General features: G+C 44.6%; 17 protein-coding genes and 1 other RNA gene. 5 read left to right on the plus strand and 13 right to left on the minus strand.

The window, feature by feature from the left end:
* The 7 genes from K9J17_04205 to K9J17_04235 all read right to left on the minus strand — a co-directional run bounded on the left by K9J17_04205 (position 1) and on the right by K9J17_04235 (position 6,725).
* Entirely contained in the window at positions 1–573 is a 573-nt protein-coding gene (locus K9J17_04205; protein MCF8275916.1) for an acetyltransferase, read from the minus strand.
* Positions 573–1,559, minus strand: coding sequence for an SDR family oxidoreductase (locus K9J17_04210; GenBank protein MCF8275917.1), 987 nt, complete (start codon positions 1,557–1,559; stop codon positions 573–575). The genes K9J17_04205 and K9J17_04210 overlap by 1 nt, the downstream gene beginning before the upstream one ends.
* Positions 1,556–2,875 (minus strand): UDP-glucose/GDP-mannose dehydrogenase family protein, encoded by a 1,320-nt coding sequence (locus tag K9J17_04215; protein MCF8275918.1) that lies wholly within the window; start codon positions 2,873–2,875, stop codon positions 1,556–1,558. The genes K9J17_04210 and K9J17_04215 overlap by 4 nt, the downstream gene beginning before the upstream one ends.
* A complete protein-coding gene (locus K9J17_04220) occupies positions 2,872–4,005 on the minus strand; it encodes a DegT/DnrJ/EryC1/StrS family aminotransferase (protein ID MCF8275919.1) in 1,134 nt (377 codons plus the stop codon). The genes K9J17_04215 and K9J17_04220 overlap by 4 nt, the downstream gene beginning before the upstream one ends.
* Positions 4,006–4,115: 110 nt before the next feature.
* Positions 4,116–5,264 carry a glycosyltransferase gene (locus tag K9J17_04225; protein ID MCF8275920.1) on the minus strand — a complete coding sequence of 383 codons (1,149 nt, stop codon included), beginning with the start codon at positions 5,262–5,264 and terminating at the stop codon, positions 4,116–4,118.
* Positions 5,265–5,266: 2 nt separating this feature from the next.
* Positions 5,267–6,217, minus strand: a complete 951-nt coding sequence (locus tag K9J17_04230; GenBank protein MCF8275921.1) for a glycosyltransferase family 2 protein — start codon at positions 6,215–6,217, stop codon at positions 5,267–5,269.
* A gap of 4 nt (positions 6,218–6,221) precedes the next feature.
* Positions 6,222–6,725 (minus strand): DUF4199 domain-containing protein, encoded by a 504-nt coding sequence (locus K9J17_04235; GenBank protein ID MCF8275922.1) that lies wholly within the window; start codon positions 6,723–6,725, stop codon positions 6,222–6,224.
* Positions 6,726–6,856: 131 nt separating this feature from the next.
* Here K9J17_04235 and ffs point away from each other — a divergent pair.
* The 4 genes from ffs (at position 6,857) to K9J17_04255 (ending at position 9,871) form a co-directional block, all read left to right on the plus strand.
* Positions 6,857–6,955: signal recognition particle sRNA small type (ffs, locus tag K9J17_04240), an RNA gene on the plus strand.
* Between the two features lie 142 nt (positions 6,956–7,097).
* Entirely contained in the window at positions 7,098–7,751 is a 654-nt protein-coding gene (gene fsa / locus K9J17_04245; GenBank protein MCF8275923.1) for a fructose-6-phosphate aldolase, read from the plus strand.
* Between the two features lie 2 nt (positions 7,752–7,753).
* Positions 7,754–8,374 (plus strand): threonylcarbamoyl-AMP synthase, encoded by a 621-nt coding sequence (locus tag K9J17_04250; GenBank protein ID MCF8275924.1) that lies wholly within the window; start codon positions 7,754–7,756, stop codon positions 8,372–8,374.
* A gap of 105 nt (positions 8,375–8,479) precedes the next feature.
* Positions 8,480–9,871 (plus strand): T9SS type A sorting domain-containing protein, encoded by a 1,392-nt coding sequence (locus K9J17_04255; GenBank protein ID MCF8275925.1) that lies wholly within the window; start codon positions 8,480–8,482, stop codon positions 9,869–9,871.
* 23 nt (positions 9,872–9,894) lie between these two features.
* Here K9J17_04255 and K9J17_04260 read toward each other — a convergent pair whose 3' ends face one another.
* The 6 genes from K9J17_04260 to nusB all read right to left on the minus strand — a co-directional run bounded on the left by K9J17_04260 (position 9,895) and on the right by nusB (position 14,790).
* A complete protein-coding gene (locus K9J17_04260; GenBank protein MCF8275926.1) occupies positions 9,895–11,439 on the minus strand; it encodes an NAD(P)H-hydrate dehydratase in 1,545 nt (514 codons plus the stop codon).
* Positions 11,436–12,020 carry a dephospho-CoA kinase gene (coaE, locus tag K9J17_04265; protein MCF8275927.1) on the minus strand — a complete coding sequence of 195 codons (585 nt, stop codon included), beginning with the start codon at positions 12,018–12,020 and terminating at the stop codon, positions 11,436–11,438. The genes K9J17_04260 and coaE overlap by 4 nt, the downstream gene beginning before the upstream one ends.
* Positions 12,017–13,009, minus strand: a complete 993-nt coding sequence (locus tag K9J17_04270; protein ID MCF8275928.1) for a hypothetical protein — start codon at positions 13,007–13,009, stop codon at positions 12,017–12,019. Before K9J17_04270 ends, coaE begins: the two co-directional genes overlap by 4 nt.
* 20 nt (positions 13,010–13,029) lie before the next feature.
* A complete protein-coding gene (gene yajC / locus K9J17_04275) occupies positions 13,030–13,323 on the minus strand; it encodes a preprotein translocase subunit YajC (GenBank protein ID MCF8275929.1) in 294 nt (97 codons plus the stop codon).
* Between the two features lie 10 nt (positions 13,324–13,333).
* The gene (locus tag K9J17_04280) at positions 13,334–13,810 is read right to left on the minus strand and encodes a DUF1573 domain-containing protein (GenBank protein MCF8275930.1); all 477 of its coding nucleotides are present in this window, start codon (positions 13,808–13,810) and stop codon (positions 13,334–13,336) included.
* Positions 13,811–13,875: 65 nt separating this feature from the next.
* Entirely contained in the window at positions 13,876–14,790 is a 915-nt protein-coding gene (nusB, locus tag K9J17_04285) for a transcription antitermination factor NusB (protein MCF8275931.1), read from the minus strand.
* A gap of 189 nt (positions 14,791–14,979) precedes the next feature.
* On the opposite strand from nusB, the gene K9J17_04290 reads away from it, so the two are divergent.
* The gene (locus K9J17_04290) at positions 14,980–16,779 is read left to right on the plus strand and encodes an ABC transporter ATP-binding protein/permease (protein ID MCF8275932.1); all 1,800 of its coding nucleotides are present in this window, start codon (positions 14,980–14,982) and stop codon (positions 16,777–16,779) included.
* Positions 16,780–16,841 lie beyond the last annotated feature (62 nt).

Here is a 16,841-nt window from a genome sequence, read left to right on the forward strand (position 1 = left end):
TCAACCGACCTTAGTTACTGAACCTTCGTTCAATTGATATTTTTCTCCCGATTCTGGGCAAACAGCAAAACCTTCTTTATCGAACTCCAAACGATGACCGAATTCGCTCATCCAGCCAATGTGGCGGGCGGGATTTCCGACAAGAAGCGCGTAGGAAGGAACATCTTTAGTTACCACAGAACCTGCACCAATAAATGCAAAAGTGCCAATGTTGTGACCACAAACAATGGTTGCGTTGGCTCCAATTGTCGCGCCTTTGCCTACCAGTGTTTTTTCGTATTGACCACGCCTATTTACTGCGCTCCTCGGATTAGTGACGTTGGTAAAAACCATTGACGGACCTAGGAACACATCATCTTCGCAGGTAACGCCTGTGTAGATGGAAACGTTGTTCTGAACCTTCACATTATTCCCAAGTTTAACTCCGGGCGAGATGACCACGTTCTGACCTAGATTACAGTTTTCTCCAAGTTCAGAATGACTCATCACATGAGAAAAGTGCCAGATTTTGGTTCCGTCACCAATAATGCAGTCGTTATCAATAACTGCTGTCTCATGCGCAAAATATCCCATTACTTGCGGATGTAACCCTCGAACGTATTGTGCTCTTTTTTATAGAGTTCATCATCTGGAAGACTTTTGAAATAATCGTAAGTTATTTTCAAGCCTTCGGCACGATTCACTTTAGGTTCCCAATTCAAAATTGAACGTGCTTTATCAATATTAGGCTGACGTTGCATTGGGTCGTCTACTGGTAGTGGTTTATAGATCACCTTCTGATCAGTTCCTGTCAATTTAATGATCTCTTCAGCAAATTGAGAAATAGTGATCTCATCGGGATTTCCAATGTTCACAGGCTCCGCATAATCTGAAAGAAGCAATCGATAGATGCCTTCAACAAGATCATCAACGTAACAGAAACTTCTTGTTTGACTTCCGTCTCCGAATACGGTGAGGTCTTCACCTCTCAATGCCTGACCGATGAAGGCTGGAAGCACACGACCATCGTTCAGTCGCATACGGGGCCCGTAAGTATTGAAAATACGCACAATGCGCGTTTCTACTCCGTGATACCGATGATATGCCATGGTAATGGCCTCTTGAAAACGTTTTGCTTCATCGTACACTCCGCGTGGACCGATCGGATTCACATTTCCCCAATATTCTTCTGTTTGAGGGTGAACTGTTGGATCACCATAAACCTCGGAGGTAGATGCAATCAGCATTCGCGCGCCTTTGGCTTTCGCAAGGCCTAAACAATTATGCGTTCCTAGCGAACCCACTTTTAGGGTTTGAATAGGAATCTTCAGGTAATCGATGGGACTTGCAGGCGATGCAAAATGCATGATGTAATCCAATTCGCCAGGAATGTGGATGTATGTGCTTACATCATGATGATAGAATTCGAACTCCTTGAGTTTGAACAGATGCTCAATGTTCTTGAGATTACCAGTAATCAGGTTGTCCATAGCAATAACATGGCAACCTTCTTTCAGGAATCTATCGCAAAGATGCGAGCCTAGAAATCCAGCTGCACCAGTTATCAATACTCGCTTCATCCGTTTGGAATTATGGTCTTTCGACCAATACTGTTATAATAGAATCCGAGTTCTTTCATTTGCGGAAGGTCGTACAGGTTTCTGCCATCAAAAATGACCTTCTCATTCAATTTATCTGCGACCACGTCAAAATCTGGCGAACGGAAAACGGACCATTCCGTAGCGATGATGAGAGCATCGGCTTTGTCTAGCGCTGCATATTGGTCATCAGCAAATGAAATCTTATTGCCCAATCGTTCTTTGACGTTTTCCATTGCTTCTGGATCGTAGGCGGTAATTGTTGCACCTGCTTCCAAAAGTTTGTCAATTACATACAACGCAGGTGCTTCACGGATATCATCCGTATCTGGTTTGAAGGCCAATCCCCACATGGCGAAGTGCTTTCCTTTTAGATCACCTCCAAAGAAATCCTTGATCTTAGGTACGATAACCGTTTTCTGTTCTTCGTTTACACGCATTACAGATGTCAACAGAGCAAAATCATAGTTCACTTCAGAAGCTGATCTTGCCAATGCTTGCACATCTTTAGGGAAGCAGCTTCCTCCGTACCCGATTCCAGGGAAAAGGAATCGTTTTCCGATTCGAGTATCTGTTCCAATACCGATTCTCACCTTATCAACATCAGCATCCAATAATTCGCAAAGGTTTGCCACTTCGTTCATGAAAGTGATCTTGGTAGCCAAAAATGCATTTGCTGCATATTTCGTTAGCTCAGCAGATTTCTCATCCATAAAGATGATCGGATTTCCTTGGCGAACGTACGGCTTGTAAAGTTCCTCCATGATCTTCTGAGCACGGTCTGAAGAAGTTCCGACAACAACTCTGTCAGGCTTCAAGAAATCATCAACCGCAAAACCTTCTCGCAAAAATTCAGGATTGGAAACCACGTCAAATTCAACTGTAGCGTGCTTAGCAACGGCAGCGGTTACTTTATCCGCTGTTCCAACTGGCACAGTGCTTTTATCTACCAGTACTTTGTAGTTTTTCATGATCTTGCCAAGATTGTCGGCAACACCTAAGACGTACGAAAGGTCGGCCGACCCATCTTCTCCTGGAGGTGTAGGTAAGGCCAAGAATACAATCTGAGCAGGCCCTACAGCTTCCCCAAGATCAGTTGTAAATCTTAGGCGACCTTGTTTGATATTTCTTTCAAAAAGAACATCCAAATGAGGCTCATAGATCGGCACTTCACCGTTTCTCATTTTGTTCACTTTCTTTTCATCGATATCAACGCAGATAACGTGATTTCCGGTTTCAGCAAGACACGTTCCTGTTACAAGGCCAACATATCCTGTTCCTACAACTGCAATGTTCATTTATTTCTATTTACGAATTCAAGTACTTTTTCAATGATGTGAATCTGTTGTTCTCTCTCCATCTCCGTATGTATCGGAAGCGAAAGAACTCCATCGCACAACTGTTCTGTCACTGTAAAACTGCGGTCTGAATCGCTTGCGGCAAATGCCTTCTGCTTGTGCAATGGAATTGGGTAATAAATCATGGAAGGAATGTCATTTTCTTGGAGAAATTCCTTCATGGCATTTCGATCAATACCCGTTAAAACAATGGTGTATTGATGAAAAACATGTTGCGAACGCACATGGCGAACAGGCGTTTTGATGTGTTCCGAATTAGCGAAAGCCACATCATAAGCATCAGCCACAGCAGTTCTTCTTTTTATAAAATCATCAAGTTGACGCAACTTTATTCTAAGGATTGCTGCTTGAATGGCGTCCAATCTTGAGTTCACCCCAACCACATCATGTACATACAAACGACTTTGTCCGTGCGAAGCGATCATATTGGCTTTGGCCGCCAGATCATCATCGTTGGTGCAAATGGCACCTCCGTCACCGTAACATCCCAAGTTTTTGGATGGAAAGAACGATGTACAACCAAATGTTCCTATCGTTCCAGATTTGGCTACACGTCCATCAGAAAAATGATAATCAGAACCAATTGCCTGTGCATTATCCTCAATAACATGGATTCCATGTGCATTGGCAAGTTTCATCAAGCCTTCCATATCAGCACATTGGCCATACAGATGAACAGGAACGATTGCTTTTGTATTCGGACCGATTGCAGCTTCCACTTGATCAAGGTCTAATGTGAATGTATCTGCATCCACATCAACCATCACGGGCGTTAGACCTAATAATGCAATGACTTCTGCCGTGGCTACATAAGTGAACGTTGGAACGATCACTTCATCGCCCGGTTTCAGATCGAGGGCCATCATGGCTATTTGCAATGCATCCGTTCCGTTAGCGCACGGAATTACGTGCTTCACACCCAGATATGCAGCTAATTCGTTCTTAAAACCATCCACTTCGGGACCACCAATGAATCTGGTGCTTGCCATCACGTTCAGCACTGCTTGGTCAATTTCGGTCTTCAAACGCTCATATTGCGTTTGTAGGTCAACCATTGCTATCTGTTTCAATGTGGCTGTTTTGATGGCACTTCTTTTTTAGAGGCGGCAAATATAGTTATTTACGTGCCTGAATTGGGACTTGGAACCGCTTTCTGAACACAGCCAAAGCGTGTATTGAGTTAAGACTTGGCCATCGCGAGTTCTTCAATCTCTTTTGCAAAGTAATCCCACTGAAAACGTTTTTTTTCTTCAATGATATTGTGGCAAAATTCCGCTGAACGGTCTTCAGAGAAAAATTCATCAAGCGCCTGGGCAACTGAATGAACGTTCACTTCAGTCACGTAACCAACCTTCCCATTTGGAACCATTTCTGGAAGACCTCCAACGTTGGTCACCAACATTGGAACTTCAAAATGATAAGCTATTTGTGTTACTCCACTTTGCGTTGCACTTAAGTATGGCTGTGCTACTATATCTGCTGCACAGAAATAATACTTCACCTTATACTTATCTACAAAACCAGCATTTACTATGACGTTATTCGTCAGTTTATACTTGTCTATTAGACGCGTGTAAATGGCTCGGTCTTCATAAAATTCGCCAGCAATCACCAACTTGACGTTGGTCCTGTCTTTCATCTTTGATACCGCCTTTAAAAGCAGATTCAGTCCCTTGTACTTGCGGATAATGCCAAAAAAGAGAATGACACGCGCATTTTCTGGAATGCTGAGGTGTTTTCGGGCAATTGATTTCCCTACAGGTTCGCCAAAATGGTCGTAAACTGGATGGTAAAGCAACTTTCGAGGTTTGACAGCATCAAACTGCTTTAACTCTTCAATGACACTCGAAGACATGGCAACAAACGAATCGCAGTGACGCAAAAAATAGTGCGTCAAACGTTCATCTCCAATTCTATGTTCGTGTGGAATTACATTATCGAGGATTGCAAGTACAGGAATATTCAATCTCTGTTTCAGCCATTTACAAATAGTGCCAAGCGCTGGCGCCATGAAAGGCAACCAATATCGAACCACCACAAAATCTGGCTGTAGCTTGGCAATTTGCTGTGCAGTGCTCCACCAACTATACGGATTAATGGAACTTACTGTGGATCGAATTGCAACTCCCGCTGGTCCTTTCCTATCCGATGCTTCTGTTTGTGTTGTTCCTGGAAAGAGAAAATCTGGGTATTGGAGATAGAACGAGAAAATGGTGTTCTCAATTCCTTGTTTCGTGAATTCCTCGGACAACGATTCGTTGAGCTGAGCTATACCACCACGCAATGGAAATGCAGGTCCAATAATGACACATTTTCGGGTTGCGCCCAATTTCAATCGATTGTTTCGGAAATATGATAATTGTTGCGATCGTGGGATGACCGAGAGATCATTTCTGCCAAGAAGCCAGCAGTGAACAATTGTGTGCCGATGATCATGGCCAAAATGGCCAAATAGAACAATGGCTGATCGGTTACTTCTCTGACCTTGGACTGATTGGCAATGGCAATCACTTTTTCCAAAATCAGCCAGGTACTCACAGCTCCACCAAGAATAAACACAAACGTTCCGAAAACACCGAAAAAATGCATTGGCCGTGTACCGAATCGGCTCATGAATGTGATGACCAAAAGATCCAATGGACCATTGATAAATCGCTCGAGACCAAACTTGGTAACTCCGAATTTCCGTTCCTGATGCTGAACGACCTTCTCCCCTATCTTATCAAATCCGGCCCATTTGGCAATTACCGGAATGTAACGATGCATTTCGCCATAGACCTCCACGCTTTTAACCACGTCTTGTCGATAGGCCTTTAAGCCACAATTGAAATCATGAAGCATTATACCAGACATTCTCCGTGCTGCCCAATTGTACAGTTTGGTTGGAATTGTCTTTGTAAGCGGATCAAAACGCTTCTTTTTCCAACCTGAAACAAGATCGAAACCATCTTCGGTTATCATTCTAACCAGTTCAGGAATTTCCTCAGGGCTGTCCTGCAGATCGGCATCCATGGTAATGACGATATCGCCATTCGCAGCATCAAAACCTCGGTTCAAGCCAGCGGACTTACCATAGTTTCTACGAAACCGAAGTGCACGAATCTGCGGATATTTCTTTTTAAGATCAAGAATCACCTTCCAAGATCCATCCGTACTTCCATCATCGACATAAACAACTTCATAATCAAAGCTGTTCTTTTTCATCACCTCGTCTATCCAACGGGTAAGTTCGGGCAACGATTCATGCTCGTTGTAAAGCGGGATGACAATGGAAATGAGCACTCTTCTACTTAAAATTAGATTCGAACGATGTGTCTTCTTTCTTCAAAACAGCACTTGCGATAAGAGAGACGATAAAACCTTCGAGTCCAGTACCAAGAAACGCGAAGAATGCCATCAGACCTGGCTTGAATATCTTTCCGTACATCTCCATAACCGTCTCAATCTGGCTATCGTCAATCTGTGACTCATAAAGTTGATCTTCAATTTTCAGCAATAATCTTGAAATCTGATCTGGATCTATGAAACTGAGCTGAACAAACGTGTAGAACGCCACTATGACTGCCCCGAACAGCGAAATCCAAGCGCCTGTACCGAGCCCTTCGCCAAAACTGAGAAAACCGCCATTCATTTCTTTCACCTTGAATATTGCCAATGCCAGTACTCCGATAATGATCAGGTGAGAAACACTCGTCAGACCTGATTCACCTTTACCAAACAGATAAAGAATGATTGAGAATACGACTAACGAGAGTCCAAGGATGGCGCCCCAATTCATATAATGCTTCATTGCTTGACGATTTCAGATGTCCGATTGTGGCAAATATAATGGAATGGATGCTGTTGCATGTCCAGATCAACAATTGTTGGCAGGTGTATTTTAAGGTTGCCACAGAAAATAACGTTTCTACCTTTGCGCTGGGGTAAGTCCTGTGCGACCAGCTCCTACTGAATCCCCCAGGGCAGGAATGTAGCAAGGGTAGGTAGTTGTAGCGGTGCGACATAGATCGCTTACCCCTTTTTTGTGCCTTTTAGTTTCGTGAAGCTTTAGACTGAACACGAAACTGACAATTCAAGAATTTTAAAACGTGTTCATTTCTTTTCGGGCCTTGGCTTGTCTTCCCCGTGCTTGCTGACCAACTTTGCAGCAAACCTTTATATCATGAAATTCTTTATCGACACCGCAAACCTCGACCAAATTAAAGAAGCACAGGACCTTGGCGTTCTTGATGGCGTAACCACCAATCCATCTTTGATGGCCAAGGAAGGAATTCATGGTGAGGAGCGCGTAAGACAACATTACATCGATATCTGCAATATTGTGGATGGAGATGTAAGCGCTGAAGTAATTGCGACAGACTTTGCAGGTATGATAAAAGAGGGCGAGGCATTGGCAAAACTACATCCACAGATTGTGGTAAAAGTGCCGATGATCAAAGACGGAATCAAAGCCATTAAATATTTCAGCGACAAAGGAATTCGCACCAACTGCACATTGGTTTTCAGTGCCGGACAAGCATTGCTTGCTGCCAAAGCAGGTGCCACGTATGTTTCACCATTTCTTGGACGATTGGATGACAACAGCCAAGACGGAATGGAACTTATTGAGCAGATCAGGTTGATCTATGACAACTACATGTTCGATACGCAGATTCTTGCTGCTAGCATCCGACACACAATGCATATTGTAAAGTGTGCCGAAGCTGGATCAGATGTGGCAACTTGCCCATTGAGCGCCATCTTGGGTCTTCTCAATCATCCACTTACTGATATTGGTCTTGCCAAATTCTTGGCCGATTTTGCAGCAAACAAGTAATCATGTTACTCCGCATTTATCCTGAAAATCCGAATCCAAAAGCCATTCGCGAAGTGGTGGATTGTCTTCGTCAGGGCGGAGTGATCATTTACCCGACCGATACGGTTTATGGAATAGGTTGCGACATAAACAACCGGAAAGCAGTTGAGCGAATCTGCCAGATCAGGAACATAAAGCCAGATAAAGCGCAGTTTTCCTTTATCTGTTCAGACCTAAGTCACATTACAGATTTCTGTTCGCAGATCGACAATTCGACCTTCAAGCTCATGAAGCATTTGCTTCCAGGGCCGTATACTTTCATTCTCAATGCCACCAATAAGGTTCCTAAACTGTTTCAGAGCAAGAAGCGAACGGTTGGAATACGTATTCCCGACAACAGCATTCCGTTGGCCATTGTGGCCGAATTGGGAAATCCGATCATGACCGCCTCCGTTCACGATGAAAATGACCTCGTGGAATACATTACAGATCCATCATTGATCTATGAGAAGTATGCCGATCTGGTGGATATTGTGATTGATGGCGGCTATGGAGGATTTCAAGGTTCTACCGTTTTGAATTGTGCTGATGGCGAAGTGGAAGTGATTCGCGAAGGCAAAGGCCCGGTCGATGACCTGATGTAGGTCGTTCACCGATTCATCCGCAGCTTTTCTTCGTTCATGCTATTGGTTCTGTTTCCAGTCTAAAAACTGTATCTTAAACAGTCCATTGCAAGTACAATTATTATAATGATCAAGCTCATGCTTCGGATTTCAGTCATCATCTATTTCGTCACTTTTTGGACTACCACAGCGGTAGCTCAAGAAATGATGTTTGATGATCTGCATCCGACCGATGGCGCGATTTTCATCAAGTCAGTTAATGGCGTTGATGTTCCTGTTGACATTGATGGAAGCCCAATTCAAGCACATCCGGTTTTCAGGATGACAGCTGAGCAACGTTCAGGTAATACCTGGGCAAAAACAGTAAAACGAATGGAAGGTACCGACAACGGGCGGGCGTCAGATTTTGGCCCAACGTTTAACCTTACTTATGTGGATATTGTAAAAAGTACAGGATTCGGATTTGATGACCCTGTACTCGGTGCGCAACGCAGAGCTGCTTTGGAAACCGCCTTTGCCTATTATTCAGCTGTCATTGAAGATTTTGGAGAAGTTGATATGGAGATCAGAGAATCATTCTCCGGAAATCCTAATTCTAATCCTTTTGCATTCTCCGCATCCTATTATTTTGGCTCCAAAGGATTCAATTCACCGTTCACCAAATCGCATATCGTTACTGGTTCCGATCCGTATGATGCATATCCTGACGCATACCTGCAATTCAATTTTCATCCGAATTTCGATTACAATTATGATGCAGACTCGGAACCTGGAAGCCAGCAATTTGATTTCCACACCATTGTGATCCATGAAATTCTACATGTTTTAGGTTTTACGAGCTATTCCACGGCTTCGGGAGAATCTGCTGCATCGCCATTGGTTTACACCTCATTCGATGAATTCTTGAACGATTACAATAAAGATGCGCTGTTTCAGAAAACAGGTTCAGGATCGAGCACGGATGTGTCTATTCCTGAAGGTGGCACACTAACGAACAATCAGGTTTGGTTTGAGCTGGACCCAGGACAATTTGCTCCTGTTTTTGCGCCAAGTCCATTCAATCCTTCCAGTCTAGATCACTTTGACAATGGACGTTCTGAAACTGGTGGTTACGTCATGCATCCATCGCTATCGAAAGGTGTAAGTTTCAAATTGCTGCACGAGCATGAAGTTCGTGTGATGGAAAAACTCGGATACTCGGTTAATTACAGTATTGCAACTGCCATTGAAGAAGGATTTTCTGATGGAGCGCCTGTTCGTATAACATCGGGCCTCTACCCTAATCCTGCATATGCTTCTGATCCTGTGAAGATTGACATTGGCGACATCTCGACCAACGAGATTCTGGTTATCGTGTATGATATGCTCGGTAAACAGTCTTATTCCAAAGTAATACTGAACGCTGGCTCCGGACCAATCACTGCCATCGACCCATATCAGAATCTAGCTCCGGGAATGTATATCGTTATTGGCTCTACCAAAGATGAGCTCTTCAATGAGAAACTGGTGATCAGGTAATTTTCTACGTCTGCAAGGGAGAATCAATACATCCGTCTTCGGAAGCTGTATTTCCCAAATACCAGATGAAAAACGGCCCCAAAGGTGGAAATGATGTCTCTGGCCAAAACTGCGTTCTCTGTCAAAAAATCAGCCGCATGATCTCCAGCACTTCCATGCAAAAAGGTGCCTAAAATAGCCGACTGTTCAGGAGAATATCCTTGCGCCAACAATCCGAGGATCATACCAGTTAGCACATCGCCACTACCTGCAGTAGCCATTCCAGGATTGCCCGTAGAGTTGAAAAACACTTCGCCTGCAGGTGTAGTAATACAGGTATAAGCGCCTTTCAGTACCACGGTTACGCTATACTTCTTAGAGAAATCGATCTGTAATTGCATACGCTCTTCAAACGAAGACCACTTTCCAACCAATCGCTCAAATTCTTTAGGATGTGGCGTCAGTATGGTTCCTTTTGGAAGGAACGAGTACCACGTTTTGTTCTCTGCCAAGATATTGAGCCCGTCCGCATCAACCACCAAATGAGCCGATGCGTCCTGAATCAGGCGCTTTAGCACATTGGCCGTGTCTTTCTCCGTTCCGATTCCCGGCCCGATTCCGATGGCATTAAAGCCATTCAGCTTAGGTAGATCGATGAGAAAATCTGCATTCGAATCTACCGAACACATGACCTCTGCAACTGCTGTTTGCATGATGTCGAGTCCGCAGGCCGGAACGTGGGCCGTAACCAATCCAGCACCGCTTTTCAAACATGCCAAAGCAGCTAACTCTGCTGCTCCCATTTTTCCTTTGGAGCCGGCCAAGAGCAAGGCGTGCCCATAATTTCCTTTGTGCGAAAACTTCGGACGTTTCTTGACGAATTGATTCACGTACGCCAGATCTACGTACTGATACGGACTTTCAACCTTCATGGCATCAGCCATCAAGCCTATATCTGCAGTAAACAGCTCGCCAACGTAATTGCCAGTAAGTGGATTGAGAAAACTCATTTTCGGACAATGAAACGTAACTGTCCAATCGGCTTGAACCACGTTTTCCATCGCATTGCCCGTATTATCTTCTGCAAACAGCCCGCTTGGAATATCTACACTGAGAACAAATTTGGCCCGCGCATTTAAATGATGTACCGCATCTGCCAATAGACCATCCAATGGTCGCGAAAGCCCCGTTCCCATGATGGCATCTACAACCACTGTGTTCTCCTGAATTTCAGGAAAATCCTCTATATCCCGAACGTGAATAACCTCCTCCACGTCACCTTCTTCCTTCAGCCAATAGAGGTTCTGTGAGAAATTCGGGCTACCATGTTCTGTGTATTCCAACACAACCACTTTTACACGCGACCGCGAATTTTTGGCTTCCAATCGGGCCATTGCCAAACCATCGCCACCATTATTACCCTTGCCGCAAACAAATAGAATGTGGTCTTCATCTGACGCATCAGTCATAGGCATGTATTCGAGGCAGGCCTTAGCTGCTCGCTCCATTAGATCGATCGCATCAATCGGTTCGTTCTCAATGGTGAATTTATCGAGCGCGCGAATCTGCTTTGCCGTTAGAATTTTCATTTGCTGCTAAACTTCTGATGAAGGGATAAAACTTGAGGAATCATCAAATGCACTCCATCATTGTTGATGATATGATCGGCCAACTTCACTTTTCGTTCCTGTGTCCACTGATTGTTCATGCGTTTCATAACGTCTTCCTTGGTTGAGCCATCTCTTTTCATGACACGTTCAATTCGTAGGTCTTCTGGCGCAATCACTAAAACGGTGATATCCACATCTTGGTAAGCTCCACTTTCGAAAAGTATGGCCGCTTCTTTAAGCACGTATGCCGCGCTTTGATGTTCTTCCAACCATTCTTCAAAATCGAGGGCAACGGCTGGATGTACCAAGCCATTGAGAATGGATAGTTTCTCTTTGGAATTGAAAACCTGCTGCGCCAAGTATGTCCGATTAAGCATTCCATTGCTGTAAGCTGCCGCACCAAACGATTGCAGTATCTTGTTCTTCAACGACTCATTATAGGTCATCAGTTCCTTTGCCCGCGAATCGGCATAATAAACAGGAACGCCCAACTCCTGAAAGATCTTGCAGGCCGTGGTCTTCCCGCTTCCTATTCCTCCTGTTATCCCTACGATCCTCATTCTTGAACAATAAATTCCACCTGCGCTGGAGTTACGCGTACCTGCTTCACAAATTCTGGATAGCGGTCGATGTTCACCACCAGTTGGCTCAAATTCCTAACCTCATCATCCAATATGACCGATGCTTGAAACAGCGCTGGAAAAACGCTATCGTAATCAGACAGCGGAACAAGGTATTTGATGTCAACTTCGTTCGGAAACACTTTCACCGAACTTGGATCATCGGCATTTATTGTCAACGGAATGGTAACCGTGCCCTCGGTAAATTCTACCACATTCAGTTCCACGCGAGTACTCGTCCTGTCCATGTGTAAGTACGGCATGTCTTGAAATCCAATCAGCTGAACATCGGCCGTGACACTTTCATTCAAGCCGATCCAGCTTTGTGCTTGCGTTCGAACGAACGATATTGTGTCGATGGCATCTTTTGGTCCAATAAGAAGGATTGAGTCTGGAACGAGAACAGGGTGGGTGGTCATGCCGAACTGTTTGGAGAAGGAAATCTCGGCATTGAGCCTTATCGGAACCAGTTTGAGGTATTTTGGTTTCACCTTAATGAAAATCGTATCGGGCGATATTCCGAGAATCTCCATCTGCTGCCCTTTCATGCCCGCCATGCTTTCATTCTTCATATCGGTAAGCACGTAATGCCATTCTTCGCCATCTCTTTTCAAACTCGGAAGATTGGATGGATCGATACTTATTGGAATGGCCACTTGTTGCACATTGAACAAATGCCAGAGCAGATCGAACCCGAAACCGCGCACTTCGGCAGTGGCATGTGAGACAGGTTCGTTTACCACGATCAGGTCCTCAGGAAGATCATTGTAAACAATAGGCAGCTCAATCTCATCCACATATTCCCTTGAAAGAGAGGTGAGTAGCCAGAAAAGTCCGGATAACAGCAAACAGGCCACAAAGGCCACCGAACGTCTATTGAGACGTGGTTCTATGAATTGAATGAATTTGGCCGCGATGGAATTGGACATGCGGCCAAATTAGAAAAAGATCAATTGTTCTGTTGAAGACCTACCGAGTTGTCTTTAGAAACGGCTGTTTTCTCAATTTTCAACTTGATTCCTTCGCCAACTTCAATGAGAAGCGTGGTTTCTTTCACTTCAGCGATCTTGCCATGAATTCCACCGATCGTCACGATCTTATCTCCTTTCTTAAGCTCTGCACGGAAGTTCTTCTCTTCCTTGGCCTTTTTCATTTGCGGACGGATCATGAACAGGTAAAACACCACGAACATAAGTCCGAACATGAGGATGGTTGAGCCACCCTCGCCTAGTAATTCTTGCATTTGCTTCTTTTTATTCTGCCACAGGAACTTCTACCATTCCATTGATGGCTAGAACCTTTGTGTTTGGGATTGTATTGGCAACAATCGTTACCTTTTTGTTTTGCTGACCTGATTTACCATCGCTGTTGAAAACCACATCTATAACACCTTCAGCTCCTGGAGCGATTGGCGCATCTGGATATGACGGAATGGTGCAACCACAGCTTCCATTGGCAGAAGTGATGATAAGGTCGCCTTTTCCTGTGTTTTTGAACTTGAAAGAATAGGCCACTTTTTCTCCTTGAACAATTTTTCCAAAATCGTGCACTTCCTTCTCGAATGTGAAAACCGGTGCCTGTGACGGATCTACCGTAACGTCTCCTTCTTCGGCAGTTGCAGGGTTGTTCACCACTTCGGTGTCCAAGCTTCCTTCTTCAGCTGTTTTTGCTTTGTCTCCGCAAGCATAAAGAGCTGTTACCAATGCGAATACGAATGCTACTTTTTTCATTTTAGTATGATGTTTTATATAAGGTTTTCTTGAATGGGCAGGCAAATTTAATCATCCACAGAACACTATCCACCAATAAGTCCTTTTCCGATCTTCTTGATCTTTCCGTTGTCCTTCAGGTCGGTCAGAATCTTATCCAGAATACCATTGATGAACACATGGCTCTTAGGTGTGCTGTATTCTTTGGCTATCTCCAAATACTCGTTCATGGTAACCTTTGTAGGTACAGAACTGATATTGAGAAACTCGCTTACGGCCATTTTCATCAGTAGAATATCGGTTGATGCAATTCGGTCAAGATCCCAATTCACCAACTTCTCTTCCACCATATTCTGGTACTCATTGCTGTGTGTGGCGGTTTTTCTGAAAAGGTCGATGGCGAATTTTCTGTCTTCCTCCTCATCCTTATAGATGGAAGGCAACACACCGCCAAAGTCAACATCCTTTTTAAAATCGGACAGTGTGCGAAGCACCATATCGCTCACCTGTTCAAAATCGTTCATCCACAGAATGCTCTTATCTTCAAAAAGGGATAGAAGGTGCTCATTCGGCAATAGGAAATCTTCGTAAAGCTTGTAGACCAACCTGCGTTGTTCCTTGTAGGTCGGCTCATCACCATTCATGAATGCCTGATATTCTTCCGATTCTTTGAAAGCGGTGAATATTCTTCGGATGAGCTCAATTTGATCGCCCCAATAGATCTTGCGGGCAGAAATGTTCTTTTGTAGCTGCGGATTGTTCTCTAGCTGAACCAGCACACGGTTTTCAACGAAACGAAGATTCGGATTGAGGTCGCTTTCGGTAGGCATCCGCTTGGTTTTGCCCTCTTCTATCTGCCTTTCGGCAAATGAATGTACCTCTACCAGCAACGAAAGCTGATAAACATACAGGTCGTAAATGCGCAGCAGGCTCTGATTGAGCAATTTCTCGCCCACGGCCAACTCAGCATCCGAACCCTGAAAGGCAAACAATGCCTGCATTACTTTTACCCTTAAATGCCTTCTGCTCAACATAACCCAAAGAACCTTTTATCCAACCTCCTGTTATCCTTCCATTACCGCTTTGTCAAAACATTGAAGTTCGAACATTGAAGCGGTCAAACATTCCTAACTTTGGGCAAAAGTATGTTTATTTTTCACAATCTTTTCGGGGGATTTCGGAGCTGAGGAATGCGGTCGCTTGCACATTTGAATAAGTATTTCTGGCGCTACAAAACGCGGTTCTTCCTCGGGATGATCTTCGTTACCATCAGCAACGTCTATGCGGTCGTTCCTCCCAAGGTTGTGCGCATCACGTTTGATCTTCTACAGGAGATGAGCCTTATTGCCCCGCAGTTCAAGGGCTCGCCTTTTTCCAGTATTGCCGGAGAATCATTCATCGGTATCTGGTTCTTTTTTGGTGCTGTTATCGTGATCACTGCCATCCTGAAAGGGATTTTCATGTTTCTGATGCGGCAGACCATCGTGATCATGAGCCGCCTGATAGAGTACGATCTGAAAAACGAGATCTACAACCACTACCAGCAGCTTTCGCTCTCGTTCTTTAAACGCAACAATACGGGCGATCTGATGGCCCGCATTACCGAAGATGTAAGTCAGGTGCGTATGTATCTGGGGCCTGCGGTGCTTTATGCCGTCAACCTTATCGTCTTGTTTGCGCTGGTCATTTATAATATGATAAAGGTGAGCCCAACGCTTACTGCCTATGTGCTTATTCCGCTGCCTATTCTTTCGTTCACCATTTACCATGTGAGCCGAATGATCAACATCCGTAGCGTGAAAGTGCAAAAGCAGCTGAGTGCCATGAGCACATTTGTGCAGGAAGGTTTTTCGGGAATCCGTGTATTGAAGGCCTATGCCAAAGAAGAGCAATGGGCGCAGACATTCGATGCCGAAACAGAGAAATACAAAGACACATCGCTAGAACTGGTGCGCATCAATGCCCTGTTCTTTCCAACCATGCTTATCCTTATCGGACTAAGCACCATTCTAACGGTTTATGTGGGTGGAAAACAGGCAATGGCCGGAGACATCACCACAGGGAACATTGCCGAATTCATCATTTACATCAACATGCTGACTTGGCCCGTGGCCGCCATTGGCTGGATAACGAGCATTGTTCAGCGCGCTGCTGCTTCGCAAATGCGTATCAACGAATTTCTGAATACCGATCCAAAGATCACCAGCAAACTCGACACTCCTTCTGTCATTAACGGCAACATCACCTTCGACCATGTCAGATTCATTTATCCCGATAGCGGTACGCTAGCCTTGGATGATGTGAGTTTTGAAGTGAAACAGGGAGAAAGCCTTGCCATTTTGGGAAGGACCGGCAGCGGAAAATCTACCATCGCATCGCTTATTGCCCGAACCTACGACACCACAGAAGGTCAGGTATTGATGGATGGAAGACCCATCAACGAACTCAACCTTTCGTCTGTTCGTTCTAGCATCGGGTATGTTCCTCAAGATGTATTCCTGTTTTCGGATTCCATTGCCAACAACATTGCTTTTGGGGTAGATCTGGATGAACTAGGCATAGAATCCGTGCATCGCGCAGCAACACAATCAGACATTTACAGCAACATCATCGAATTTCCGCAGGGCTTCGATACACGTGTTGGCGAACGGGGTATCACCCTTTCGGGCGGGCAGAAACAGCGCATTTCCATTGCGCGCGCCATCATCCGCGATCCGCAGATCCTCATTTTTGACGATTGCCTTTCTGCCGTTGATACCGAAACCGAAGAGAAGATACTCTCGCACCTCAAAGACCTGATGCAAGGCAAAACCACGGTCATCGTCAGCCATCGCGTTTCGTCTGTAAAACATGCCGATCAGATCATTGTACTCGATAAGGGAAAGATCATCGAACGTGGCAGCCACCAACAGTTGCTACAAAAGCAAGGAGCTTATTTCTCGCTGTATCAAAAACAGCTGCTAGAAGACGATCAACGGAAGTCCGCTTAATTTATCGACCAACGGGCTATTTTAATCGACAGAAACATTTATATATTTGATCTGATCATGTA

This window comes from Flavobacteriales bacterium (assembly GCA_021739695.1).
Classification (GTDB): domain Bacteria; phylum Bacteroidota; class Bacteroidia; order UBA10329; family UBA10329; genus UBA10329.